Source organism: Faecalibacterium longum (assembly GCF_040094125.1).
In the GTDB taxonomy this organism is placed as follows: Bacteria; Bacillota; Clostridia; order Oscillospirales; family Ruminococcaceae; genus Faecalibacterium; species Faecalibacterium longum.
The window spans coordinates 147,290-171,050 of the sequence record NZ_JBBNIH010000170.1 but is presented as its reverse complement, the minus strand read 5'-3'; the positions used below and the strand labels follow the sequence as shown (position 1 = coordinate 171,050).

Sequence of the window (23,761 nt, the reverse complement as noted above, 5' to 3'; positions counted from 1 at the left end):
TCTTATCGATTCTCTATCCAGTACCGCTGGGTCAGCATCCCATCCGAGGAGTCAAACATCTCATCTTCCAGTACGCCGCCATTAGACTGAATCGTCTTTGCTGAGGCGATGTTATAGTGGTCACAGCAGATGCGCACCTTGGAGATGCCGCGCTCCTTGGCCTTTTCGAGGGTCATGCAGAGCATCTGGCTGGCGTAACCGTTCTTCCGCTCCGAGGGGCGGACACTGTAGCCGATATGACCGCCGTAGGCCAGCAGATAGTCGTTGAGGTGGTGGCGCAGGTTGGTCATGCCGACAAGATGTTCCTGCTCGTCCAGAGCCAGATACTGGGTGGCCGGTACGAACCCGGCAGGCGTGGTGGCGGGGTCTTTCAGCTTGCGGATGTTAGCCAGCCACTGGCCAAAGTCATCGTATTTGTCCAGCGCCGAAGTGCCGTCGAGCCGGGAACTGATGGCAAGAAACTCTTCCCGGTAGGCCATGACCTGCTCCCGGTCGCCCTCGTCCGGCTCCCGCAGATGGAGTTTCTGGGACGGCGTATGGCGAGCTGCGGCGCGGAAGTCCGGTGCTTTCATCAGGCCGTGGCGGTTGCAGTAGAAGTAGAGTACGCCCGCACCGGTGATTTTGAAACGGCAGCTGGCGTCTCCCTCAGGGTAAAGTTTGACCAGCTGCAATTTGTCGCCGGTGAGGCAGGCAATGAAGGAAATGTAGTGGTCTTTGGTCATGGGGTGGTGGATGGTGACGAAAAGCTCATCTTCCACCCGCTCGAGCGTCAGCTGATGGTGTTCGTCGGCGTCGTCCGCCTCAGAGATGTCCAGCGGCGGCAGGGTGATGCCGCAGCAGCTCACGACAGCCTGCCCGGTGGCGTGGAGCACATTGCCGCACAGGGGGCAGACATAGAGCTTGGAGCGAAGCAGGTTGGCAGAACGGTTCCGGTTGACGACGGGTTCGCCCTGCATCAACTCGAGCACGCTGACGCCCAGAGCCGCCGCCAGCGGCTCCAGCAGGGAAATATCGGGCAGGCCGCGGGCTGTCTCCCACTTGGAGATGGCCTTTGCGCTGACGGCCAGCTTTTCGGCCAGCTCTGCCTGCGTCAGGTGTTTGGCTTCCCGCAGCTGCCGGATGGCAGTGCCGGTGACGTAAGAATCCATATAAACTCTCCTTTGTGATTGTTTCTCTCTGTCCAAAGGATACCATAACAAAAAGCTCCACACAACCTACGCTGCGTGGAGCTTTGCTTTTTGAAATTACTCGGCTTCTTCGTCCTCGTCCAGCTCGATGCTGAACACGGCCTTTTTCAGTTTGCCGCAGCCCTGAGCTTTCAGGCCGGACTTGTAGGGTTCACCGGCCAGATAGAGGGCAAAGCGCCCCTCGCAGAGCATCCCGGCGATGCTGGTGCCGGCGGTGCCGACGGTCAGGTCGGCAGCCTTGTCGGTGGGCCTGGTGGGAGTCAGCTCGCCAAGTGAGACTTCGAACAGCTCGCTGCCCTCAAGGTCGGTCTCGAGGGTCAGGTGATCGTCCCGGCGCTGGAAGAACGCTTTGTCCGAGGTCTGCGGCGTGACGGTACACACCGTGACCACGGCCTTGTCGCCGCTGATGCGGGTCTTGCCGGCGGGCAGATTGTTGATGTCCCGGGCCATGACGAACTCGATGACAGCGTCGAGGTTGTCGCTCATGCCGAGATAGTTGGGGAGATTGTTCAGGGTATCGTAAATCATAGGAGAAACCTCTTATTCTGCATCTTTGGGGTCGGTCATCAGCTCTTTGATGCTGGGGACGACGCCGCCTAGATTCTGCAAATCGGAAGGAATGATGATCTTGGTGGCCTTGCCGTTGGCGACCTTGGCCAGCGCTTCCAGACTGCGCAGGGCAAGGACCTTATCGGTGGGCATGGCTTCGTTCAGCAGGCGGATGGCGTCGGCGTTGGCCTTCTGGACGGCGAGGATGGCCTGCGCCTCGCCCTCGGCCTCAAGGATGCGCTGCTGTTTGACGGCGTCAGCACGGAGGATGGCGGATTCCTTTTCGCCCTCGGCGGCAGTAATGGCGGCCTGCTTCTCGCCGTCTGCTTTCAGGATGACGGCGCGCTTCTCGCGCTCTGCCTTCATCTGCTTTTCCATGGCCTCCTGGATCTCGCGCGGCGGGATGATGTTCTTGACCTCAACACGGTTGACCTTGATGCCCCACTTGTCGGTGGCTTCATCAAGGATGGCCGTGATCTTGCTGTTGATGGTGTCGCGGCTGGTGAGGGTGTGGTCCAGCTCCATCTCGCCGATGATGTTGCGCAGGGTGGTGGCCGACAGGCTCTCGATGGCCGCGATGGGCTGGTTGACGCCGTAAGTGTAGAGCTTGGCATCCATCACCTGAAAGAACACCACGGTATCGATCTGCATGGTGACGTTATCGCGGGTGATGACCGGCTGAGGGGGAAAGTCGGCGACCTGCTCTTTCAGGCTGACTTTCTTCGCCACCCGCTCGAGGAACGGGATCTTGACGTGGAGGCCGGCGCTCCATGTCTCGGAGTAGCTGCCCAGACGCTCCACGACGTAGACCATGGACTGCGGCACGATGACGATGTTGGTGACAACCACCAGCAGGATGACAAAGATGAGGATGAGGATAAGGAACAGCATGATAGGCATAGGGACGCTCCTTTCATATCAGTGAGCCGCCCGGCGGGCGGTCTCGGTCAGGACAGGCTCCACGATGAGCAGGGTGCTGTGGATCTCTGCCACCCGGCAGCTCTGGCCCGGGGCGAGGGTGTCGCCGGGGGTGGCACAGCGGGCGTTCCAGTCTACACCGTCCAGCCGGACGCGGCCGGTGGCCTCGGCGGAGACGGAGGTAAGCGCGATGGCCTCCCGGCCAAGGGCGCGGTCGCCGTTCGTTGCCGTGGGCGGCTTGCGCAGCCGGCTGCACAGGGGCTTGAGGGCCAGCAGGCAGAGGGTGCTGACGGCGATGAACACCACCGCCTGCACCCGGAAGGAGCCGGTGACCAGACAGCTCAGCAGGGCTGCGGCGCTGCCCACGGCGAACCAGATGGAGACGAGATTCAGGGTCATGGCCTCGAGAACGACGAAGCCGATGGCGGCCAGAAGCCAGAAAATGGGGTCAACAGACATGAGTTCTCCCTCCTTTTTCCCCATTATAGAGCAAAACGTCTGAAAAGTACAGAGACAGATTATGAATAAGCCTCCTGCTCACGCCGGGCGGGATGCCGCAGGCAGGGCAGGGGGTGGGGGTCACTTATAGTCGTAGTAGCTGTGGTTCGGGTTGTGGCCGACCTCTTCCACCACGATGGTAAAGCCCATGGGGTTTACCTCGGTGTGCTTGCCGGAGGCCAGCGGCTCCACGATGATATGCTCGGTGCGGTTGACGATGATCTCTGCCGCCTCAAACTCGCCGATGCGCTGGTAGTGGAGGACGCCGCCTTCCGCCCGCAGGACACGAAGCTCTCCGGTGCGGAAGGCTTCGCAGGTGTGGCGGAGCTGTGCCAGCTGTGCCAGAACAGGCTTCAGCCGCTCTTCGTGGCTGTCCCAGCAGTAGAAGCCGCGGTTGAAGGGGTCGCGATAGCCCTGCATCCCGATCTCGTCGCCGTAGTAGAGGCAGGGGACGCCGGGCAGAGTGTAGATGATGGCGTAAGCCATCCGCAGCTTGAGCATTCCTTCCTCGTAGGCGTCGCCGGTGACACAGCGGCCGCTCTGCCACTCGCGGCCCCGGCCATTGGCAGGCTCGTCGGCAATGACGGTCAGTGCGCGCTCGGTGTCGTGGGTGGAGAGGAAGTTCAGGGCCGTATCGAGGGCCGGAGCGGGGTAGTGCTCGCAGATGGAGAGGATGTCGGTCATGGTCTGGCCGGCGTCCCGTCCGCAGACAAAGCCCAGAACGGCGTTCTTGAAGGGGTAGTTCATCACGCTGTCGAGGCCCTTGCCCAGCAGGTAGGTGCGGCGCTTGTCGAAGCCGAACTTGGTGGTGGCGTCCTCCCACACTTCGCCCAGAAGGAACTTATCCGGGCCGACCCGCTTGACGGCGGTACGCACTTTTTCAATAAATTCGTCGGGCAGTTCGTCGGCCACGTCCAGACGGAAGCCTGCAGCGCCCCGGCGGAGCCAGGTGTCGATGACACCGCCCTCGCCGGTGATAAATTCGACGTAGGATGGCGTTTCTTCGTTGACTTCGGGCAGGGTCTCGAAGCCCCACCAGCTGCGGTAGCCGCCCTTATACTTGGAATCGAAATCGTACCAGCTGCGGTAGGGGGAGTTGGGGTCACGATAGGCACCGCCCTCGCCGTAGCGGCCCTCGCGGTTGAAATAGCGGCTGTCGGAGCCGGTGTGGCTGAACACGCCGTCCAGCACGATGCCGATGCCGTACTTCCTGGCCTCAGCGCAGAGGGTCTCGAAATCCTCGTTGGTACCCAGCAGGGGGTCTACGTTGAGGTAGTCGGCGGTGTTGTAGCGGTGGTTGGAGTGGGCCTCAAAGATGGGGTTCAGGTAAAGGTAATCCACGCCCATTTTGCGGAGGTAGGGCAGCTTCATCTGGATGCCCTTGAGGTCGCCGCCGAAATAGTCCTCGTTCAGGTGGCCGCCCACCTCATTGGGCTGCCAGAAGGGCTCGGCGTGTTTGTCGGCTTGATAAAGCCGGTCGGGGAAAGGCATGGGCTTGTTCTCCACGCCCTCGCAGAAGCGGTCGGGGAAGATCTGGTAGAACACCTTGCCCTTGATGGGGGCGGGCGTCTCAAAATCGGCCTCATACACGGTGATCTGCCAGCTCTCGCCCTCCTGCCAGCTCACAACGCCGCAGTTGTCCGGCCCGCGCACGATGCGGCGGAAGTCGGTGTAGAGGTCGAAATAGTAAAAGTAGAGGCCCACATCGTTGAGGGTGACGTCCACCGAGAAGTGGTTCTGATGGGGCGTCTGACCGTCGAACTTCATCCGGTAGTGGACGGGGACATCGTACCTGCCCTCTTTCTGGAGGACGAGATGAGGGTCTACATAGCCCAGCTCCTCCGGGATGCAGAGGGACAAATGCACACTCTGACCGGCGCGCACCGCACCGAAGGGCTGCTTGAAGTAGGGGTCGAAACTATTGAACAGACAAGGCAAAAAGGATCGTCCTTTCTCAAAAAAAGCCCCGGGCAGCGATGCCACGGGGCGTTGCGTTATTATTAAAGGGATAACCTCTCAGTCTCGCATTCGCTCGACAGCTCCCCTACCGAGGGGAGCCTCTGGCGAAGAGGTGAGGCTTTCCGATATGCCAAGGCATCCCCTTGATAGGAGCAACAACGACGACCGCCGCCAGTGGCGGAAACAGGGAGTCGCTGTTGGGGCCGCGGCCAGCAGAATGCGAGCGACAGCGAAGCAGACGCTGGGAGCCGCAACCCGGGCAGTGGCAGCGCGTCAGCGCTGACGGAGAGGTTTATTTCACAGCAGAAGCGTGCCAGATGTCGCGTGCGTAGTCCAGAACGGCACGGTCAGCGCTGAAGATGCCGCTGTTGGCGATGTTCTTCAGGCTCATCTTAGCCCAATGCTCACGGTCAGCGTACAGGCGCTGCAGGTCGGCCTGAGCACGGCGGTAGTCCTTGAAGTCGGCCATGACCATATAGGGGTCGCTGCTGCGCAGGTTCTCGGTGACTTCGTGGAAGTTCTCGCCGTTCCAGCCGCGCTCCAGGAAGTTCAGAGCAGCATTTGCAACGTCGTCGCCCGTGATGAAGGCGTTGGGGTGATAGCCCACCTGCTTGAGGTTGTTGACCTCGGGGGTCAGCATACCGAAGATGAGCTCATTCTCCTTGCCGGCGGCGTCGGCGATCTCGACGTTTGCGCCGTCCAGAGTACCCAGCGTGATGGCACCGTTCAGCATGAACTTCATGTTGCCGGTACCGGAAGCCTCGGTGCCTGCCAGAGAGATCTGCTCAGAGACCTCGGCTGCGGGCATCAGGTGCTCGCTCAGGGAGACACAGTACTCTTCCAGATAGACCACGCGCAGCTTCTCGCGGACAGCGGGGTCGTTGTTGATGAGGTCGCCCAGCTTGCAGATCATGCGGATCATCTGCTTGGCCATATAGTAGCCGGGAGCAGCCTTTGCGCCGAAGATATAGGTCTTGGGGATGAAGTCGGCGTTGGGGTTCTCCTTCAGGTACAGGTACTGAGCAGCGATGTTCAGCGCATTCAGGTGCTGGCGCTTGTACTCGTGCATACGCTTGACCTGGCAGTCGAAGATGGAGTTGGGGTCGATGACCTGACCGGTGCTCTTCTCGAGGTAAGCGGCAAAGTTCTTCTTGTTGTCCAGCTTGATCTCATTCAGGCGCTTCAGGACGGTCTTGTCCTCAGCGAACTTGTTCAGCTTGGACAGGTCGGCGGCGTCGTGCTTGTAGCCGGTGCCGATGGTCTCGTCCAGCAGCTTGCACAGCTCGGGGTTGGAGGCCAGCAGCCAGCGGCGGTAAGCGATGCCGTTGGTCACGTTCTTGAAAGCCTGAGGCTTGAACAGGTAGTAGTCGTGGAAGACGCTCTCCTTGATAATCTCACTGTGGAGCTTGGAGACGCCGTTGATGCTGTTGGCGGTGTAGGCGCAGATGTTGGCCATGCGCACCTGATTGTCGCCGATGAGGGCCATATAATTGATCTTGCCCTGGTCGCCGGGGAAGGCTGCTTCCAGCTTCTCGCGGGCGCGGCGGTCCATCTCGACCACGATCTGGTAGATGCGGGGCAGGGTCATCTTGAAGATGTCCACGTTCCACTTCTCCAGAGCCTCAGCCATGACGGTGTGGTTGGTGTAGGAGAAGACCTTCTGGCAGATGTCGAAGCTCTTGTCCCAGCCGAAGCCGCACTCATCCAGCAGGATGCGCATCATCTCGGGGATGGCGAGGGTCGGATGGGTATCGTTCAGCTGGATAGCCACCTTGTCGGGCAGGTTCTCGAGGGTGCCGTAGGTGGACAGGTGGTTCTGGACGATGTCGCCGATGGAGGCAGCAGACAGGAAGTACTGCTGGCGCAGGCGGAGGATCTTGCCCTCAACGTGGTTGTCGTTGGGGTACAGCACCTTGGAGATGAGCTCAGCGCTGGCGTTCTTGCTCATTGCGGTGTTGTAGTTGCCCAGAGAGAAGCTGGACATATCAAAGTCGGGAGCCTTGGCCTGCCACAGACGCAGCTTTGCAACGCCCTTTCCGTCGTAACCCTGAACGTACATATCAGAGGGGATGGCCATGACGCTGTTGTAGTTGGTGTGCTGGATATAGTGGAAGCCATGGTCCCAGTTCTCGTGGATCTCGCCGTCGAAGCGGACTTCCACAGCCTGATCGGGGTGGCTCTTGAGCCAGACCTGACCGCCGGGCAGCCAGTTGTCGGCGCGCTCCTGCTGCCAGCCGTCCACGATCTTCTGCTTGAAGATGCCATATTCGTACAGGATGGAGTAGCCGGTGCCGCAGATGCTGGTGGTGGCCATGCCGTCCAGGTAGCAGGCGGCCAGACGGCCCAGGCCGCCGTTGCCCAGACCTGCGTCCGGCTCTTCCTCGTAGATGCTGTCCAGGCTGATGTCAGCCTCGGCCAGAGCCTTCTGGGCAGCGTCATTCAGGCCCAGATTGAACAGGCTCATCTTGAGGCTGCGGCCCATCAGGAACTCCATGCACAGGTAGTACACCTGCTTGGAGCCGGTGCCGATGGCCTTGGACTGGAACTTCTGATGGTTCTCGCTCATCATCTGGCGGCAGATGAGGGCCAGAGCGCGGTAGATCTGCTGATGAGATGCAACGCTCAGGTCAACACCATATTCGCTGGTGAGCTTGTCCTGAAGAATTTTTGCAAATTCTTTTGTAGTCATAAATGAACTCCTATCCGCACGAATGCTTAAATTTTTTGAATTAGTACGGTGACAGGGCATTTCTCCTCTAATTCCCTCGCCCCTCGCATAACACATAACAATAGTATTATAATCACTCCGGATGGGGATTGCAAGAAAAAGGAACCATTTTTGCCGTATCTGACATTTTTATGGCAATGTTTCTGACAAATATGCCAAAAATTCAAAAATAGCACTTTTTCTCGCGCACTATTTATATTATAATAAAGGGTGACAAGGGCCGTGTTTGCCCCCGAAATGCATCGGTTCGGGCGGGTAATTCGGGGACAAACTCGGCTGAACATGAAAAAGCCGCAGCTAAACGCTCCTGTCAGGGCTGAAATGGTTTCCGAAAATCCCGGAGATAGTGGGGAAACGACCGGAAATAACCAGCCCGGCAGGGCGTGCGCCGCGCAAAGTGAGGACGATATGGTAAATAAAGTGAGAGTGACCATTGCAGGCGCACCCTACGCCATTGCAACGACCGATACCGAGAACTACATCACCACACTGGCCAAGAAGCTGGACGATGACATCACGAAGCTGCTGGACAACAACGGCAACCTCTCTGTGACCAAGGCGGCGGTGTTCTGCGCGATGGACTATCTGGACGAGTACCGCAAGAGCGCGGGCAGCGCCGAGAATATGCGCAGCCAGATACAGGACTACATTTCCGATGCAGCCAAGGCGAAGCTGGCAGCGGATAAGGTCAAGGCGGAGAACGAGACCCTCAAGCGGGAAAATGCCGCTCTGCGGGAACAGCTGGCCAAGCTGCAGCAGAAGTGATTTACATTATATAAATGTCAAAGGGAGAGCTATGTCAAAAATTGAGATTCTTGCCCCTGTGGGCAGTGAAGAAATGCTCCGCGCAGCAGTATTCAGCGGCGCGGACGCAGTATATCTGGGTTTTTCCGGCTTCAACGCCCGCACCGGTGCGGGCAATTTTGATGCTGACAGCCTGAAAGAAGCCGTCCGGTTCTGCCATGCCCGGGGCGTGGCCGTTCATGTGGCGCTGAATACCACCGTCTACGGCGGCGAGCTGGCGGGTCTGGCCGACGCCGTGCGGGCCGTCGCCGCCAGCGGGGCCGACGCCGTCATCTGTCAGGACCTCGCGGTGGCGAAGCTCATCGGGGACATCGCGCCCCAGCTGCCCCGCCACGGTTCCACCCAGATGAGCGTCCACACCCTGCAGGGCGCACTGGAACTGAAAGAGCTGGGCTTTGCCCGGGTCGTGCTGGCCCGTGAGCTGAGCCTGCCCGAGGTGGAGCACATCACCAAGCACTGCGGCATCGAGACGGAGTGCTTCGTCCACGGCGCACTCTGCATGTGCGTCAGCGGCCAGTGCTATATGTCGGCTTTCCTGGGCGGACGGAGCGGCAACCGCGGCTCCTGCGCCGGCCCCTGCCGCCTGCCCTTCGAGGCCAACGCTCTGCCCGAGGGCAAGCCGGGCCGTCTGCACCACCTGTCCCTCAAGGACAACTCCGTCATCGACAAGCTGGACAAGCTGCAGGCCATCGGCGTAGCATCAGCGAAAATCGAAGGCCGTCTGCGGACGCCGGAGTATGTTGCTGCTGCCGTCAGCGCCTGTCTGGCGGGCCGCGAGGGCCGCGCCTATGACCGCGACCTGCTGAAGAATGCGTTCAGCCGCTCCGGCTTCACCTCCGGTTATCTGGACGGAAAGATCGACGGCACGATGTTCGGCGTCCGCAGCGAGGCCGACGCCGAGCTGACCAGGAAGACCCTGCCTGCCCTGCGGGAGCTGTACCGCCGGGAGCGTTCCCGCGTGCCGGTGGAGATGAAAATTGAAATTGAAGAGGGCGGCGAGAAGCTGACCGTCACTGACGGCACCAACAAAGCCTTCGCCTACGGCGACGCCGAACCTCAGCCCGCCCGCACCGACCCCACCGAGAGCCTGAGTCGCAGCCTGAGCAAGACCGGCGGCACGCCTTTCTCTGCCGAAAAAATCGACGTGGAGATGGATGGCGGCCCCTGGTTCGTGCCGGGCAGTGCCATCAACGAGCTGCGCCGTGAGGCACTGGACGCCCTGCTGAAAAAGCGGGAGACCCTGCGCCCGTGGCCGGTGAATGAGGTGGAGCTTCCGCCTCTGCCGCTGCGCACTCTGCCGCCCCACCGCACCCTCCGCGCCCGGTTCGAGCGCTGGGAGCAGGTGCCGGAGCAGGCGCTGAGCGGGGTGGAATACCTCATCCTGCCCATCGCGCAGGCCGACCGCGTCCCCCGCGAGTGGCGGGAGAAGACGCTTCTCGAACTGCCCCGCGTCATGTTCGGCGCACTGGAAGAGGACACCGCCCGCCGCATCGCGGCCACCCAGGACGCGGGCTTTGCGGGCTATGAGGTGAGCAACATCGCCCACCTGCGGCTCTGCCGCGGCCTGCCCATGACCGGCGGCTTCGGCCTCAACGTCACCAATAACCTCGCGGCCCAGTATTATGCGGACCTTGGCCTCCGCTCGGTACTCATCCTGCCCGAGGTGAAGGACAGCGACATCAGCACCATCGCGCCGACTCGTGACGGCAAGCCTGTGCCGACCGGCGTCATCACCTACGGCCATATGCCGCTGATGGTCACCCGTGCCTGCCCGCTGCAGAACATCCACGACTGTGCCCACTGCGACAAGACCGGCCTGCTCACCGACCGCAAGGCGAAGAAGTTCCCGGTGCGGTGCGGGCTGGGTGTCCGTACTATTTATAATCCCGTCCCCATCTATATGGGCGACAAGCCCGGCGCACTGACCGTGGACTACGGCGTGGCTTACTTCACGCTGGAAAGCAGGGAAGAGGCCGCCGCCATCCTCGACAGCATCCGCCAGCACGCACCGTTTGAGGGAGAGTTCACGAGAGGATTGTACTTTAAGGGAACGAACTGAAAATAAAAGAGGTATACTATGGAACCCATCACTGTAAAATACAAAGTGTTAGACTCCCGCGCCAGGACGCCCGCCTACGCCACCCCCGGCTCTGCCGCTGCCGACCTGTGCGCCGTGCTGGATGAGCCGCTGACGGTCCAGCCCATGCAGCGGGTGCTGGTGCCTACCGGCCTTGCCATCGAGCTGCCCGGCGCACACGCTGTGGCGCTGGTCTACGCCCGCAGCGGCCTGTCCATCAAGCACGGCCTCTGCATGGCCAACGGCGTCGGCGTCGTGGACAGCGACTACCGCGGTGAGCTGAAAGTCCCGATGGTCAATCTGGGCGCGGAGGCTTATACCATCCAGCCCGGTGAGCGAGTGGCCCAGCTCTGCATCGCGCCGGTGTACACGGCGGCATTCGTGCAGGCCGACGCACTGGATGAGACCGCCCGCGGCGAGGGCGGCTTCGGCTCGACGGGGAAATGAACCTCTCAGTCTGCTTCGCAGCCAGCTCCCCTAATAGGGGAGCCCTTGGCATGTCGGGCAGGCCCACGCAGGACGAAAAAGCCTGCGCTGTCGTAAAATTCCGGGCCCTGCGGCCAAGGACAGAATGAAAAAGAGGAAAACAGCATGAACCTGATATTAGCCTCCGGCAGTCCGCGCCGGAAGGAGCTTCTGAGCTTATACACGACGGATTTCACCATCTGCGTCAGCGATTTCGACGAGAACGGAGTCACTGCACCCACTCCGGCCCAGCTGGTGGAAAAGCTGGCCCGGGGCAAATGCCTCGCCGTGGCAAAAGACCATCCCGGTGCGGTGGTGCTGGGATGTGACACCGTCGTGGATGTGGGCGGCGAAGTCTTCGGCAAGCCCCACAGCGTGGAGGACGCAAAGCGGATGCTCCGCGCCCTGTCCGGCGCGACCCACGAGGTGCATACCGGCGTCTGCGTATCGGATGGCGTACGCACCGAGAGCTTCGTGGACAGCTGCAAGGTGACCTTCTTCCCGATTTCGGAAGGGGAGATAGACGCCTACACGGCCACCAAAGAGCCCTACGACAAGGCCGGTGCCTACGCCATCCAGGGCCGCGCAGCCCTCTGGCTCGACCGGCTGGAAGGGGACTACTACACCATCATGGGCCTGCCCGTCAGCCGGACGGCCCGTCTGCTGAACAGATTCTGATGCAGGACACAGAAAAGCGGCTCCGGCGGTCAAAAATGAAAAAACTCGAAAAAGTTTACGGAAATGCTTGAGAAAAGCGCGCCTTGCGGCTATAATAAAAACGTGTTATTCTGCGATGAGCTGCCCGTTGGTCTGAGCGGGCGGCTCTGCGTTTTGGAATAGACCCTGGAAAATCGTAAGGAGAGAAGACTATATGAGTTTGTTTTCAAAGGATGTTGGTATCGATCTCGGTACTGCCAATACCCTCGTTTACATGAAGGGCAAGGGCATCATCATGCGTGAGCCCTCTGTTGTGGCCGTGGACACCAAGAGCGACGAAGTGCGCTGCGTGGGCGCTGAGGCAAAGGCCGTCATCGGCCGCACCCCCGGCAGCATCGTGGCTGTCCGCCCCCTGAAGGACGGCGTCATCGCCGACTTCGACATCACCGCCAATATGCTGGAGACCTTCCTCAAAAAAGCCTGCGGCAACAGCATGTTCTCCCGCCCCCGCGTGGTCATCTGCATCCCGTCGGGCGTCACCGAGGTGGAGCGCCGCGCTGTGCGTGAGGCTGCGCTGAAGGCCGGCGCCCGTCAGGTGTCGGTCATCGAGGAGCCCATGGCCGCTGCCATCGGTGCGGGCCTGCCCATCAGCGAGCCCACCGGCAGCATGATCGTGGACATCGGCGGCGGCACGGCCGAGATCGCTGTCATTTCTCTGGGCGGCATCGTGGCCTCCCGCAGCGTCCGCATGGCCGGCGATATGTTCGACCAGGCCATCATTGCCTTCATCAAGCGCAAGTATAATCTCCTCATCGGTGAGCGCACCGCCGAGCAGATCAAGATCGAGATCGGCTCTGCCTACCCGATGGACCCCGAGATGACCCTCGAGATCAAGGGCCGCAACCTCGTGGACGGCCTGCCCAAGAACGTCGTCGTCCACTCGGAGGATGTCCGTGAGGCTCTGCTGGAGTGCCTGGTCAAGATCACCAGCGCCATCAAGGAGACTCTGGAGCGCACCCCGCCCGAGCTGAGCGCCGACATCATCGACCACGGCATCACCCTGACCGGCGGCGGCGCACTGCTGCGCGGCCTCGACAAGCTCATTGAGAGTGAGACCGGCATCGATGTCCATGTGGCTGAGGATCCGCTGGACTGCGTGGCCAAGGGTGCCGGTGCTGTGCTGGACCATGTGGATGTCCTGCACGACGTTCTGGATACCGACGGCGGTCATATGTAAGCCTCGGCTGTGCCATTTGCGGCGGTACGCTGAGGGAGGACCTTTGCGCTGCTGCGCCGCAGAAGATGAGTTTTGAGCGCGGATGGCACGGCTGTCCGCGCTTTTTTGCAGATTCGGGAGGAACCCGCCTTGAAGGATTTTTTTGACACATGGAAATTTAAGATACTCATTGCCATCGCGGTCTTCCTCGTGGGCATCATGGCCTATGCAGGTGCGAACGGACGCCTGACCGCCGCCCCGCAGGAGCTGCTGAGCGTGGCCGTAGCCCCGTTCCAGCGGGCAGCAGCGGCGGTGAGCAGCGGCGTGGCCTCCCTGTGGGAGAACTACGCCAACATCGACGCCATTCTGGAAGAAAACCAGCAGCTCAGCGAGGAAAACGCCTCTCTGCGCTCCCAGATGGTGGACTACGACAAGCTCAAGGCCGAGAACGAGGCCTACAAGGCGCTGGCCAACATCCAGGAGCAGCACCCTGAGATGAGCTACACGTCCTCTTTCGTCATTGGCCGCGACCCGCTGGACTCCTTCTGGGGCTTCACGCTGGACAGAGGCACACTGGACGGTGTGGCCGTCAACGACGCCGTCATCAGCGACGAGGGCTATCTGCTGGGCGTGGTGCGGGAAGCCGACCTCACCAGCTGCAAGGTCATGACCGTCCTGCATCCCAGCTTCAATGCGGCGGGCGTCGTGTCCCGCACCCGGGACAACGGCATCATCACCGGCAGCGCCGACTACGCCGCCGACGGCCTGTGCATCCTCTCGAACCTCGCCCGCAGCACCCTGAGCAGAGAGGGGGATCAGGTCATCACCACAGGTCTGGGCGGGGTGTTCCCGCCGGATGTGCTGGTGGGCGTCATCAAGGAGCTGACCCCCGAGGCCAGCGGCAAATCGACGCTGGCCGTCATCCAGCCGGGCGCAGACCCCCGCACGGTGCGCCATGTGTTCATCATCACCAACTACTGAGGAGGGCCGGAGATGGAATCTCGCCGCAAGCGCAGCCGCAGCCAGAGGCTGAAATGGGGCTGCTATATCCTTCTGCTGGTGGCGTGTACGGTTTTGCAGACCATGCCGGGGCTGTTCCAGTTCGGGGCTGCGAAGCCGCTCTGGCTGCTGCCGCTCTGTCTGGCGGTGTCTGCCGCAGAGGGCGAGTTCGCCGGGGCCGTCTTTGGCGCGGTGTGCGGCCTGATGTGGGACTACACCGCCGGCCGCACCGTGGGGATGCTGGCGCTGGAGCTGATGATCCTCTGCTTCGGCGTGTCGGTGGTCGTGCAGCTTTATCTGAAGGACACCCCCTCCAACTTCGTGCTGCTGGCCGTGGTCTGCGCCCTGCTGGTGCTGTCGGCGGACTGGCTGTTTTTCTACTATATGCCGGGCTATGCGGGCGCAGGGGAGCGTTTTCTCTGGGTCGTGCTGCCGTCGGCCCTGATGACGGCCCCGGGGAGCTGGCTGCTTCACTGTGCAGTGCGGCGCATCAGCACGGAATTCAAGATAGACAACGGCGTGGTGTGATGCCAGACCCTGCCGGGAGGAAAACGGATGAATCAAGACGAACACAAGATCGTGGTGCGCCGGATGGCTGGACTCATCGCTGCCGCTTCGGTGCTCATCGCCGTGTATGTGCTGCGGCTGATATTTTTGCAGCTCGTCAACAGCGACAGCTTCAAGGCGCAGGCGACCAACACCACCGATTATAACTTTACCGTCACCGCTGCCCGCGGCGACATCGTGGACAGCGCCGGACGCCGCATCGCGGCCAGCACCACCAGCTACAATGTGGTGCTCAGCAAGCTGCTGATGGGGGACGAAGACCTTGACGCCATGCTGCAGCGCATCGTGGAGCTGCTGGAAGCCCACGGCGAAAAATGGAACGACTCGCTGCTCATCGGCGAGCCGGACGCGGCGGGCCACTACAGCTTTACTGCGCAGGCCGACAGCACCAGCGACCAGAAGGCTCTCGCGGCCATGAAGGACTCGCTGGGCTTGCAGCAGTACGCCACCGCCGATGACGTGATGGAAAAGCTGGTGGAGGACTACAAGCTGGAAAGCTATCCCCTCCACTGGCAGAGGGTGCTGGGCGGCATCCACTACGAGATGCAGCAGCAGGCGTTCTCCAACGTCAACAACTTCGTCATGGCCGAGAATGTCAGCGAAGTGACCGTGGCGACCATCAAGGAGAACAGCCTGACCATGCCCGGTGTGGAGATCGTAGAGACCAGCACCCGCAGCTACGATGAGGGCGACATCATCCCTCATGTGCTGGGCCGTGTGGGCAAGATCACCGCCGAAAAGTGGAAGGTGACCGACGAGAACGGCCAGACCACTTACCCTCTGAGGGAAAAGGGCTATAACATGAACGACATGATCGGCGTGTCGGGCCTCGAAGCCGTCTACGAAGACGAGCTGCGGGGCAAGGACGGCGTTGAGACCATCACCCGCAGCTCGGACGGCGTCATCGTGGGGACTGCGATGACCACCGTGCCGGAGCCGGGCCGTACTGTCCAGCTCACCATCGACAGCGCCTTCCAGCAGGCGGTGGACAGGGCGCTGGCCAAGAACATCGAGATGATAAACAGCACCTACAACAGCGGCAGTTCTGCCAAGGCTGCCGCCGGTGCGGTGGTGGTCATCAGCACGAAGGACGGCAGTGTGCTGGCCGCCTCCAACTACCCCAGCTACGACCAGAACCTCTTCGCCACCCAGTACAGCCAGTACAGCTCGGACCCGGGCCTGCCCCTGCTCAACCGCGCGTTGCAGGGCCTGTACACCCCCGGCTCCACCTTCAAGCCTGCGGTGGCGGTGGCGGCGCTGGACTCCGGCGTCATCAACCGCTTTTCCACCGTCTACTGCAACGGTGTCTATACCTATTATGACGACTACCGCCCCAAGTGTACCCGCCACGGCCACAGCGGCAACATCGACGTCATCACAGCCATCAAGTGGAGCTGCAACATTTTCTTCTACGATGTGGGCCGCCGCACCACCAGCGATGTCTACGACGCCTACGCCTACAAGATGGGCCTTGGTACTCGCACCGGCGTGGAGGTCAATGAAGCTACCGGCCGCCTGACCACAAAGAACGACTCCAACTACATCGCTTCTCTGGACATCCAGGCCGCTATCGGTCAGGGCAATACCGTCGTCACCCCCGTCCAGCTGGCGACTTACGCCGGCACGCTGGCCAATCGGGGCGTGCGCTACCGCACCCACTTCGTCAAGGCCATCCTCGACACCAACACCGGCAAAGTCCTGCAGGAGACCCAGCCCGAGGTGATGGACGTCATCGAGGACCGGGGCGACACCTTCGACCTCGTGCGGCAGGGTATGATCGGCGTGTCGGAGACGATGTCGGGCCTGAAGAACTACCCCGTCACCATCGCCTGCAAGACCGGCACCCCTCAGCGCAGCGAGACGTACTACGTCGGCAGCACCCGCAAGCACTACACCAACACCATGATGGTGGCCTACGGCCCGGCAGAGGACGCTGAGATCGCCCTCGGCATCGTCATCGAGTACGGCGGCGGCGGTGCCCGCGCGGGCAACCTCGTGGCCGACATCTTCGACGCCTACTACGCCATGAAGGACGGCAGCCTGACGCTGGACGAGACAGGAGCAGGCGAGACGGCTGACACGACAGCCGACGGGCAGGATGCTGTGCCGGAGACTGTGGAAAACAACGACGCCCTTGCAGACGACACCGCTCCCGCAGAACAGCCCGCCGCCTGAGCGATGGTGCGTGGATTTGGCAGAAATCTATGAAAAATTAGAACTTTTGCCCGAAAAACAGTTGTAAAAAGACGGAAACTGTGATACTATGATATGTGTAAGATGATTGCCCCGGACAGGGGCGTGGGAAAAGGAGAGGTTGACCGATGACGATTGCACTGATTGCGCATGACTCCAAAAAAGAGCTGATGGTACAGTTCTGTACGGCGTACTGCCGGATTTTGAGCCAGCATAAATTGGTGGCAACCGGTACGACCGGCAAGATGATCGCCGAAGCCACCGGTCTGCAGGTGCAGCGCTTTCTGGCGGGCGTACAGGGCGGCGACCAGCAGATCGCGTCCCGCATCGCCTGCAACGAAGTAGATCTGCTGCTGTTCTTCCGCGACCCCATCAACGCAAAGCCCAGCGAGCCGAATGAGATGACTCTGCTGCGCCTGTGCGATGTCCACAACATCCCGATGGCCACCAACATCGCCACCGCTGAGGTCCTTATCCACGGCCTCGAGCGCGGCGACCTCGACTGGCGCGACATCGTGCATCCCCAGAACTAATCCAGAAAACGAATCCCCCGTGCAGCTGAACTGCACGGGGGATTTTTGCTTCAACGGGCTTGCCCTCTCAGGCGCTGACCGGAAGCGAAAGATCCTACAGCTTAAAATCCTCCGCCATCTCTGCCACGTCCTCCGGGGCGAAATCGCCCAGCGGCAGGATGAGGCGGCTCAGGACCTCGGGTGGGAGGGCGGCAAGCTTTCCGCTCTCGTCCGGTGCGCCGCTCTCGGGGGCGAACAGGTGGCTCATGCCCTGTGCGTCTGTCTCGATGCGGGCGTAGCGGCCGGAGGCAATATACTGGATGCCCAGTTTGTCGGCGGCAGTGAGCAGGGCCGCGAAGCGGGCGGCTTCGGCATCCTGTCCGGCCAGAGCCTCGGCGTTGAGGGTGACGCACTCCACGTCCAGCTTCTTTGCCAGAGCCCTGGCTGCGTCCACGGCGGCGTGTTCTTCGGGGGTGTCAGCCAGCCGGACGACCGCTGCCGCCACGGCAAAGCCCTGCTGCTGCAGGATGCGGACGGCCACGCCGCTGCGCACACTGCCGCTCAGACCCATCAGGACCCGGTCCTGTTCTTCGTAGGTGTCAAACCCGTTCCCGGGCAGAAAAGCATCGTTCATCGTCCCTGTCTCCCGCCATGTGCCTGGCTCTGGGCGACCGCAAGCTGGTCGCAGCGTTCGTTCTCCGGGTGGCCTGCGTGGCCTTTGACCCAGACGTAGGTGAGCTTGTGGCGGGCTTCCTGCTCCAGGGCCTGCTCCCAGAGGTCGGGATTCAGGGCAGGGGAGCCGTCGGACTTTTTCCAGCCCCGGCGCTTCCAGCCCCTGGCCCAGCCTTTTTCCAGCCCGTTGATGACGTACTGGCTGTCGGAGCACAGCCGCACCTCGCAGGGCTCCTTGAGCTGGCGCAGCGCCTCGATGAAGGCCGTCAGCTCCATCCGGTTGTTGGTGGTGGAGGCGTCGCCGCCGCTGAGCTCCTTTTCGTAGACCTTGCCGTTAAAGCGGTAGCGCAGCACCGCGCCCCAGCCGCCGGGACCGGGGTTGCCGCTGCACGCGCCGTCGGTGTAAACTTCGACTTGTTTCATGCGTCTCTCCTGCATCATGTTTGTAGTACCTATTATTTAGAGCCATTTTGGCCCGTCTGTCAAGGGGCAGGGCATAATTTGCCACCGCCCGGCCCAAGCTTGGAATTGACAAAAGAGGCGAGAAATACTATACTTGTTGCAACGAAATGCGTATAGGGGCGCGCCGTGGGTGCGCTCACAGCGTTCCTGCCGAAGCGCCGCGGTCGCATCGAACAGATGGACTGGATGGGCAAAAGGCTTCCTGCGGAACCAGCAGCGTGGTATAAAACAACGCTGATAAAATGATTTCTATACGATGCATCCGACGGAAGCAGATGCGTTTTTATGCTTCCCTTAATGCAGGGCAGGCTGTCTTCCAGGGCAGACCTGTGCTTTGCTGATTGAATTTTTGGAGGTTTTCGATGGCACAGACAAAAGAACAGAACCAGGCTCCCGCTGCGGCCAATGCGTCCGGCGAAAAGCGCCCCCGCACTTCCCGCCGCCCCCACTACACCCGCCGGCCCCGCCGCCCCCAGCAGCCCAAAGAGGCTGCAACGCCCATCCATATCTATCCGCTGGGCGGCCTCGGCGAAGTGGGCAAGAATATGACGGTCTATGAGTGCTGCGGCGATATGATCATCGTGGACTGCGGCCTCGTCTTCCCGGATAACGATATGTTCGGCGTCGATATGGTCATCCCGGACTTCACCTTTGTGGTGCAGAATAAGGATAAGATCAAGGGTCTGCTCATCACCCACGGCCATGAGGACCACATCGGCAGCATCCCCTACCTGCTGCAGAAGTTCGATCTGCCCATCTACGGCACCCGCCTGACCTGCGGCCTCATCCGCAATAAGCTGGAGGAGTTCGGCCTTGCAGGCAAGACCAAGTTCGTGGAGATCACCCCCCGCCAGAAGCTCAAGCTGGGCTGCTTCACCGTGGAGCCCATCCATGTGAACCACTCCATCCCGGACGCGGTGGCTTTCGCCATCGACAGCCCGGCCGGCACCATCATCCAGACCGGCGACTTCAAGATCGACTACACCCCGCTGGCCTGCGGCCCCACCGACCTTGCTACTCTGTCTGAGTACGGCCAGAAGGGCGTGCTGGCTCTGCTGAGCGACTCCACCAACGCGGAGCGTCCCGGCTTCACCGCCACCGAGCAGAAGGTGGCCGCCGGTGTCCGCAGCCTGTTTGCCCGGGCGCAGAACAAGCGCATCATCATTGCGACCTTCGCGTCCAACATCTACCGCGTCCAGCAGATCATCGACCTCGCCGTGGAGGATGGCCGCAAGGTGGCCTTCAGCGGCCGCAGCATGGTCAACAATACCGCCATGGCTCAGGAGCTGGGCTATATGCACATCCCGGAAGGCACCCTCATCAGCATCGATGAGATAAACCAGTATCCGCCGGAACAGGTGGTGCTGGTGACCACCGGCAGTCAGGGCGAGCCTCTGAGCGCCCTGAGCCGCATGGCTTCCTGCAGCCACCGTCAGGTGCGCGTCGGCCCCGGCGACTTCATCATCATCTCGGCCAAGCCCATCCCCGGCAATGAGAAGAGCGTGACCAAGATCGTCAACGGTCTGCTCCTGCTGGGCGCAGAGGTCATCTATGAGGGCATGTACGACGTCCACGTCTCCGGCCACGCCTGTCAGGAAGAGCAGAAGCTGATGCTCACCCTGACCAGACCCAAGTATTTCCTGCCTGTCCACGGCGAATATAAGCAGCTGAAAAAGCACGCCATCACGGCGGCAAGCCTCGGCATCCCCACCAGCAACATCCTCATTGCCGAGAACGGCTCCAACATCATCCTCAGTCAGGACGAGATGAAGCTGGGCGAGCCGGTGACGGCGGGCGCTGTCATGGTGGACGGCCTCGGCGTGGGCGATGTGGGCAACGTCGTCCTGCGCGACCGCAAGCATCTGTCTGAGGACGGCCTCGTCATCATCGTGGCCACCGTGGACAGCAAGACCGGCAAAGTTCTGGCCGGCCCCGACCTCGTGAGCCGCGGCTTCGTCTATGTGCGGGAGAACGAGAGCCTGATGGACGGCGCCCAGAGCATCGTGGAGACGGCTCTTGACCGCTGCGTGGACGAGCACGTCCGCGACTGGAACAGCGTCAAGACCCGGGTGCGCGAGGCCCTGAGCAGCTATATCTACCGCCGCACCAAGCGCAGCCCCATGATCCTCCCCATCCTGATGGAGGTCTGAGTCTGCCCGCAGGAGGCATAACACTTCATGAAACAAAAACCAAGATGGACTCTTGAAATGCTGACCGCTGCGCTGGCGGTGCTCTGCGCCCTGCTGGTGCTGGTGCTTCTGGTGCAGCGCCCGGCCATCTGGCCAGTGCTGGTGGTGCTGGCGGTGCTGTGGTTCGCCCTGTTTGGAGTGTTCCGCTACCGGGTGCGCAGCTGGGTGGCCCGCTGGGTCTGCGGCGGCAGCTTCGAAAAATCGAAGACGCAGTTCAGCCTCGAGCCGCTGAGCCAGCCTGCCGCCCTCCTTTCGGGGGAGACGGTGCTGTGGTACAACACCGAGTTCCGCACCCGTCTGATGAAAGGCGAAGCCCTTCTGGTCCCCCGGGTGCAGAAAGTGCTGCCCGGCCTCGACCTGCAGGAGGCACGCAAGGTCAGCGGCCAGCTGCTCAATCTGGCCGACGGCGTGTGGAGCGCTCACAGCTCCACCGTCCCCGGCGAGGCTGAGAGCATGACCCTTCTTGTCCTGAATGAGGAAACGGCCCTCCGCAAAGTGGAGGCCGAATATAAGGCCAGCCGCCCGGGCTATCTGGTCTTCCTCGTGGACGGCTACGACGACGTGTTCAGCGATATGCTGGACAGCGAGCGCGCCCGCCTGCTGGAAGGCATCAACCGGGTGCTGGAAGATATGATAGGCCGCGGCACGGGCTTTCTGCGCCGCGTGGCCAGTGGCCGCTACATCGCTGTGGTGGAAGAGCGCCAGCTGGAGCAGTTCGCCAAGCGCGGCTACGACGTGCTGGACAAGATCCGCGCCCTCGACCCCAGCGTGAACCTCTCCATCTCCATCGGCGTCGGACGCGGGGCCAAGACCCTGCGGGAGGCTCAGGACATGGCCGTTCAGGCGCTGGATATGGCGCAGGGGCGCGGCGGCGACCAGGCCGCCGAGATGACCCCGGACGGCTTTACCTTCTACGGTGGTGTCAGCCACGGCGTGGAAAAGCGCAGCAAGGTGCGCAGCCGCATCGTGGCCGACCAGCTGGTCAAGCTCATCAAAGAGGCTGACCATGTGGTCATCATGGGCCACCGGATGAGCGACTTGGACGCCATCGGCTCTGCCGAGGGCGTGCTGCGCATCTGCAAGATCTGCGATGTGCCGGCAGTCATCGCCGTGCGCCGTGACGCCACTTTGGCGGGCAGCCTCATCAACGCCCTCATCGCGGCAGGGCAGGAGGACGACTTCATCGACCCCAAGGGCGCTCTGCCCATTATTTCCCAGAGAACGCTCTGTATCGTCGTGGATACATACCAGCTGGGTCTGGTGGAGAGCCGCGAGATACTGGAAAAATGCGGCAAGGTGGCCGTCATCGACCACCACCGCAAGGGCGTCGGCTTCATCGAGAAGGCCGACCTCGTCTGCCACGAGCCCTATGCATCCTCGGCCAGTGAGCTGGTCACGGAGTTCTTGCAGTATGTGGGCGACCGGGACGACAAGCCCAACCGCATCGAGGCCGAGGGACTGCTCTCCGGCATCATGCTGGACACCCGTGACTTTACCCTCCACACCGGCGTGCGCACCTTCGAGGCCGCTGCGGCCCTCCGCCGCTACGGCGCGGAGACGGAGCATGTGCGTCAGCTCTTTGATGTGAGCATGGTGGAGTACACCACCAAGGCCAGACTGGTATCGGAAGCCCAGATGTACCGGGGCTGCGCCATCACCGTCAGCGGCGAGGTGGCCCCCGAGGCCCGGGTGGCCATCGCTCAGGCGGCCAACGACCTGCTGACCATCCAGAACGTGGAGGCCAGCTTCGTGGCCGTGCAGGTGGGCGGCGGCGTCAACATCTCGGCCCGCAGCCTCGGCGCGGTGAATGTGCAGGTCATCATGGAGTCTCTGGGCGGCGGCGGTCATCAGACCATGGCAGCGGCCCAGCTCAAGCATATCACCCCGGAGGCGGCCCACAGCCGCATCCAGACGGCCATCGACCAGTACCGGGAGGCCCAGAAAAAGAGCGGCCTCGAGTCGGAATCCGAACAGAAGAAAAAGGATAAACAGTAATGAAACAGTACGATTATCTTATCGTTGGCGCTGGCCTGTACGGCGCGGTATTTGCCCATGAGGCCAAGAAGGCCGGCAAGCGCTGCCTCGTCATCGATAAGCGCGCTCATATCGCAGGCAACATCTACACCGAAGAGGTGGAGGGCATCAACGTCCACCGCTACGGCGCCCACATCTTCCACACCAACAACAAGGCTGTGTGGCAGTACGTCAACCAGTTCGCGGAGTTCAACCGCTACACCAACAGCCCTGTCGCCAACTATCACGGCGAGATCTACAACCTGCCCTTCAATATGAACACCTTCAACAGGATGTGGGGCGTCGTGACCCCCGCCGAGGCGAAGGCGAAGATCGAGCAGCAGCGCGCCGAGGCCGGCATCACGGAGCCGAAGAACCTCGAGGAGCAGGCCATCAGCCTGGTCGGCACCGACATCTACGAAAAGCTCATCAAGGGCTACACCGGCAAGCAGTGGGGCCGCCCCTGCACCGAGCTGCCCGCTTTCATCATCAAGCGCCTGCCCGTCCGTTTTACCTACGACGACAACTACTTCAACGCCCTGTATCAGGGCATCCCCAACGGCGGCTATACCGCCATGGTGGAGAAGATGCTGGACGGCGTGGAAGTGCGCCTGGGCGTGGACTATCTGGCCGAGAAGGCAGAGCTGGACAAGCTGGCCGACAGGGTCGTCTACACCGGCCCGGTGGACGCCTACTTCGGCTACAAGCTGGGCGCATTGCAGTACCGCAGCGTCCGCTTTGAGACGGAGACGCTGGACACCGACAATTATCAGGGCAACGCCGTCGTCAACTACACCGACGCCGAGACGCCCTACACCCGCATCATCGAGCACAAGCACTTTGAGTTCGGCACCCAGCCCAAGACCGTCATCAGCCGCGAGTACAGCGCCGAGTGGAAGCCCGGCGATGAACCCTACTACCCGGTGAACGACGAGAAGAACGGCGCACTCTACGCCGAGTACAAGAAGCTGGCCGACGCCGAGCCGGGGGTCATCTTCGGCGGACGTCTGGGCGAGTACAAGTACTACGACATGGATAAGGTCATCGAGGTGGCGCTGGACGTCGTGGGCAGGGAGCTGGCGTAAGCGTTGACGTA

Annotated in this window: 20 protein-coding genes; 12 read left to right on the top strand and 8 right to left on the bottom strand. The window is 61.6% G+C overall.

Annotated features, from left to right (window positions below; translation table 11 throughout):
- Positions 1–2: 2 nt before the first annotated feature.
- The 6 genes from AAAU26_RS13185 to AAAU26_RS13160 all read right to left on the bottom strand — a co-directional run bounded on the left by AAAU26_RS13185 (position 3) and on the right by AAAU26_RS13160 (position 7,800).
- Entirely contained in the window at positions 3–1,148 is a 1,146-nt protein-coding gene (locus AAAU26_RS13185; RefSeq protein ID WP_320443566.1) for a GNAT family N-acetyltransferase, read from the bottom strand.
- Positions 1,149–1,244: 96 nt separating this feature from the next.
- Positions 1,245–1,715, bottom strand: a complete 471-nt coding sequence (locus tag AAAU26_RS13180; RefSeq protein ID WP_227618395.1) for a YhcH/YjgK/YiaL family protein — start codon at positions 1,713–1,715, stop codon at positions 1,245–1,247.
- 12 nt (positions 1,716–1,727) lie between these two features.
- A complete protein-coding gene (locus AAAU26_RS13175) occupies positions 1,728–2,636 on the bottom strand; it encodes an SPFH domain-containing protein (protein WP_015564720.1) in 909 nt (302 codons plus the stop codon).
- Positions 2,637–2,654: 18 nt separating this feature from the next.
- Entirely contained in the window at positions 2,655–3,113 is a 459-nt protein-coding gene (locus tag AAAU26_RS13170; RefSeq protein WP_227618394.1) for an NfeD family protein, read from the bottom strand.
- A gap of 120 nt (positions 3,114–3,233) precedes the next feature.
- Entirely contained in the window at positions 3,234–5,090 is a 1,857-nt protein-coding gene (locus tag AAAU26_RS13165; RefSeq protein WP_227618393.1) for a glycoside hydrolase family 13 protein, read from the bottom strand.
- Between the two features lie 313 nt (positions 5,091–5,403).
- Entirely contained in the window at positions 5,404–7,800 is a 2,397-nt protein-coding gene (locus tag AAAU26_RS13160) for a glycogen/starch/alpha-glucan phosphorylase (protein WP_227618392.1), read from the bottom strand.
- A gap of 447 nt (positions 7,801–8,247) precedes the next feature.
- Here AAAU26_RS13160 and AAAU26_RS13155 point away from each other — a divergent pair, with 447 nt between their 5' ends.
- From AAAU26_RS13155 to mgsA, 9 genes are all read left to right on the top strand, one after another.
- The gene (locus tag AAAU26_RS13155; RefSeq protein ID WP_158394779.1) at positions 8,248–8,604 is read left to right on the top strand and encodes a cell division protein ZapA; all 357 of its coding nucleotides are present in this window, start codon (positions 8,248–8,250) and stop codon (positions 8,602–8,604) included.
- 31 nt (positions 8,605–8,635) lie between these two features.
- Positions 8,636–10,702, top strand: coding sequence for a U32 family peptidase (locus tag AAAU26_RS13150; RefSeq protein ID WP_227618391.1), 2,067 nt, complete (start codon positions 8,636–8,638; stop codon positions 10,700–10,702).
- 18 nt (positions 10,703–10,720) lie between these two features.
- The gene (gene dut / locus AAAU26_RS13145) at positions 10,721–11,167 is read left to right on the top strand and encodes a dUTP diphosphatase (RefSeq protein ID WP_227618390.1); all 447 of its coding nucleotides are present in this window, start codon (positions 10,721–10,723) and stop codon (positions 11,165–11,167) included.
- 144 nt (positions 11,168–11,311) lie between these two features.
- Positions 11,312–11,863 (top strand): Maf family protein, encoded by a 552-nt coding sequence (locus tag AAAU26_RS13140; RefSeq protein ID WP_227618389.1) that lies wholly within the window; start codon positions 11,312–11,314, stop codon positions 11,861–11,863.
- 193 nt (positions 11,864–12,056) lie between these two features.
- Positions 12,057–13,079, top strand: a complete 1,023-nt coding sequence (locus tag AAAU26_RS13135) for a rod shape-determining protein (protein WP_015564729.1) — start codon at positions 12,057–12,059, stop codon at positions 13,077–13,079.
- A 129-nt stretch (positions 13,080–13,208) separates the two neighbouring features.
- On the top strand, positions 13,209–14,039 hold the full coding sequence (gene mreC, locus AAAU26_RS13130; protein ID WP_207676307.1) for a rod shape-determining protein MreC: 831 nt from the start codon (positions 13,209–13,211) through the stop codon (positions 14,037–14,039).
- Between the two features lie 12 nt (positions 14,040–14,051).
- Positions 14,052–14,585, top strand: a complete 534-nt coding sequence (mreD, locus tag AAAU26_RS13125) for a rod shape-determining protein MreD (RefSeq protein ID WP_227618388.1) — start codon at positions 14,052–14,054, stop codon at positions 14,583–14,585.
- 27 nt (positions 14,586–14,612) lie between these two features.
- On the top strand, positions 14,613–16,799 hold the full coding sequence (locus AAAU26_RS13120; protein ID WP_227618387.1) for a peptidoglycan D,D-transpeptidase FtsI family protein: 2,187 nt from the start codon (positions 14,613–14,615) through the stop codon (positions 16,797–16,799).
- A 146-nt stretch (positions 16,800–16,945) separates the two neighbouring features.
- On the top strand, positions 16,946–17,350 hold the full coding sequence (gene mgsA / locus AAAU26_RS13115) for a methylglyoxal synthase (protein ID WP_015564732.1): 405 nt from the start codon (positions 16,946–16,948) through the stop codon (positions 17,348–17,350).
- Between the two features lie 94 nt (positions 17,351–17,444).
- Here the strand turns inward: mgsA and AAAU26_RS13110 are convergent, their stop codons facing one another.
- Positions 17,445–17,963: an adenine nucleotide alpha hydrolase family protein gene (locus AAAU26_RS13110; protein ID WP_227618386.1), complete on the bottom strand. Its 519-nt coding sequence runs from the start codon at positions 17,961–17,963 to the stop codon at positions 17,445–17,447.
- On the bottom strand, positions 17,960–18,424 hold the full coding sequence (rnhA, locus tag AAAU26_RS13105; RefSeq protein ID WP_015564734.1) for a ribonuclease HI: 465 nt from the start codon (positions 18,422–18,424) through the stop codon (positions 17,960–17,962). Before rnhA ends, AAAU26_RS13110 begins: the two co-directional genes overlap by 4 nt.
- A gap of 401 nt (positions 18,425–18,825) precedes the next feature.
- Here rnhA and AAAU26_RS13100 point away from each other — a divergent pair, with 401 nt between their 5' ends.
- Genes AAAU26_RS13100 through glf form a run of 3 tightly spaced genes read left to right on the top strand, consistent with a single transcriptional unit; the run spans position 18,826 to position 23,750 of the window.
- Complete coding sequence (locus AAAU26_RS13100; RefSeq protein WP_227618385.1) at positions 18,826–20,613, top strand: ribonuclease J; 1,788 nt, start codon at positions 18,826–18,828, stop codon at positions 20,611–20,613.
- Between the two features lie 27 nt (positions 20,614–20,640).
- Positions 20,641–22,647 (top strand): DHH family phosphoesterase, encoded by a 2,007-nt coding sequence (locus AAAU26_RS13095; protein ID WP_227618384.1) that lies wholly within the window; start codon positions 20,641–20,643, stop codon positions 22,645–22,647.
- Positions 22,647–23,750, top strand: a complete 1,104-nt coding sequence (gene glf / locus AAAU26_RS13090; RefSeq protein WP_227618383.1) for a UDP-galactopyranose mutase — start codon at positions 22,647–22,649, stop codon at positions 23,748–23,750. Before AAAU26_RS13095 ends, glf begins: the two co-directional genes overlap by 1 nt.
- Positions 23,751–23,761 lie beyond the last annotated feature (11 nt).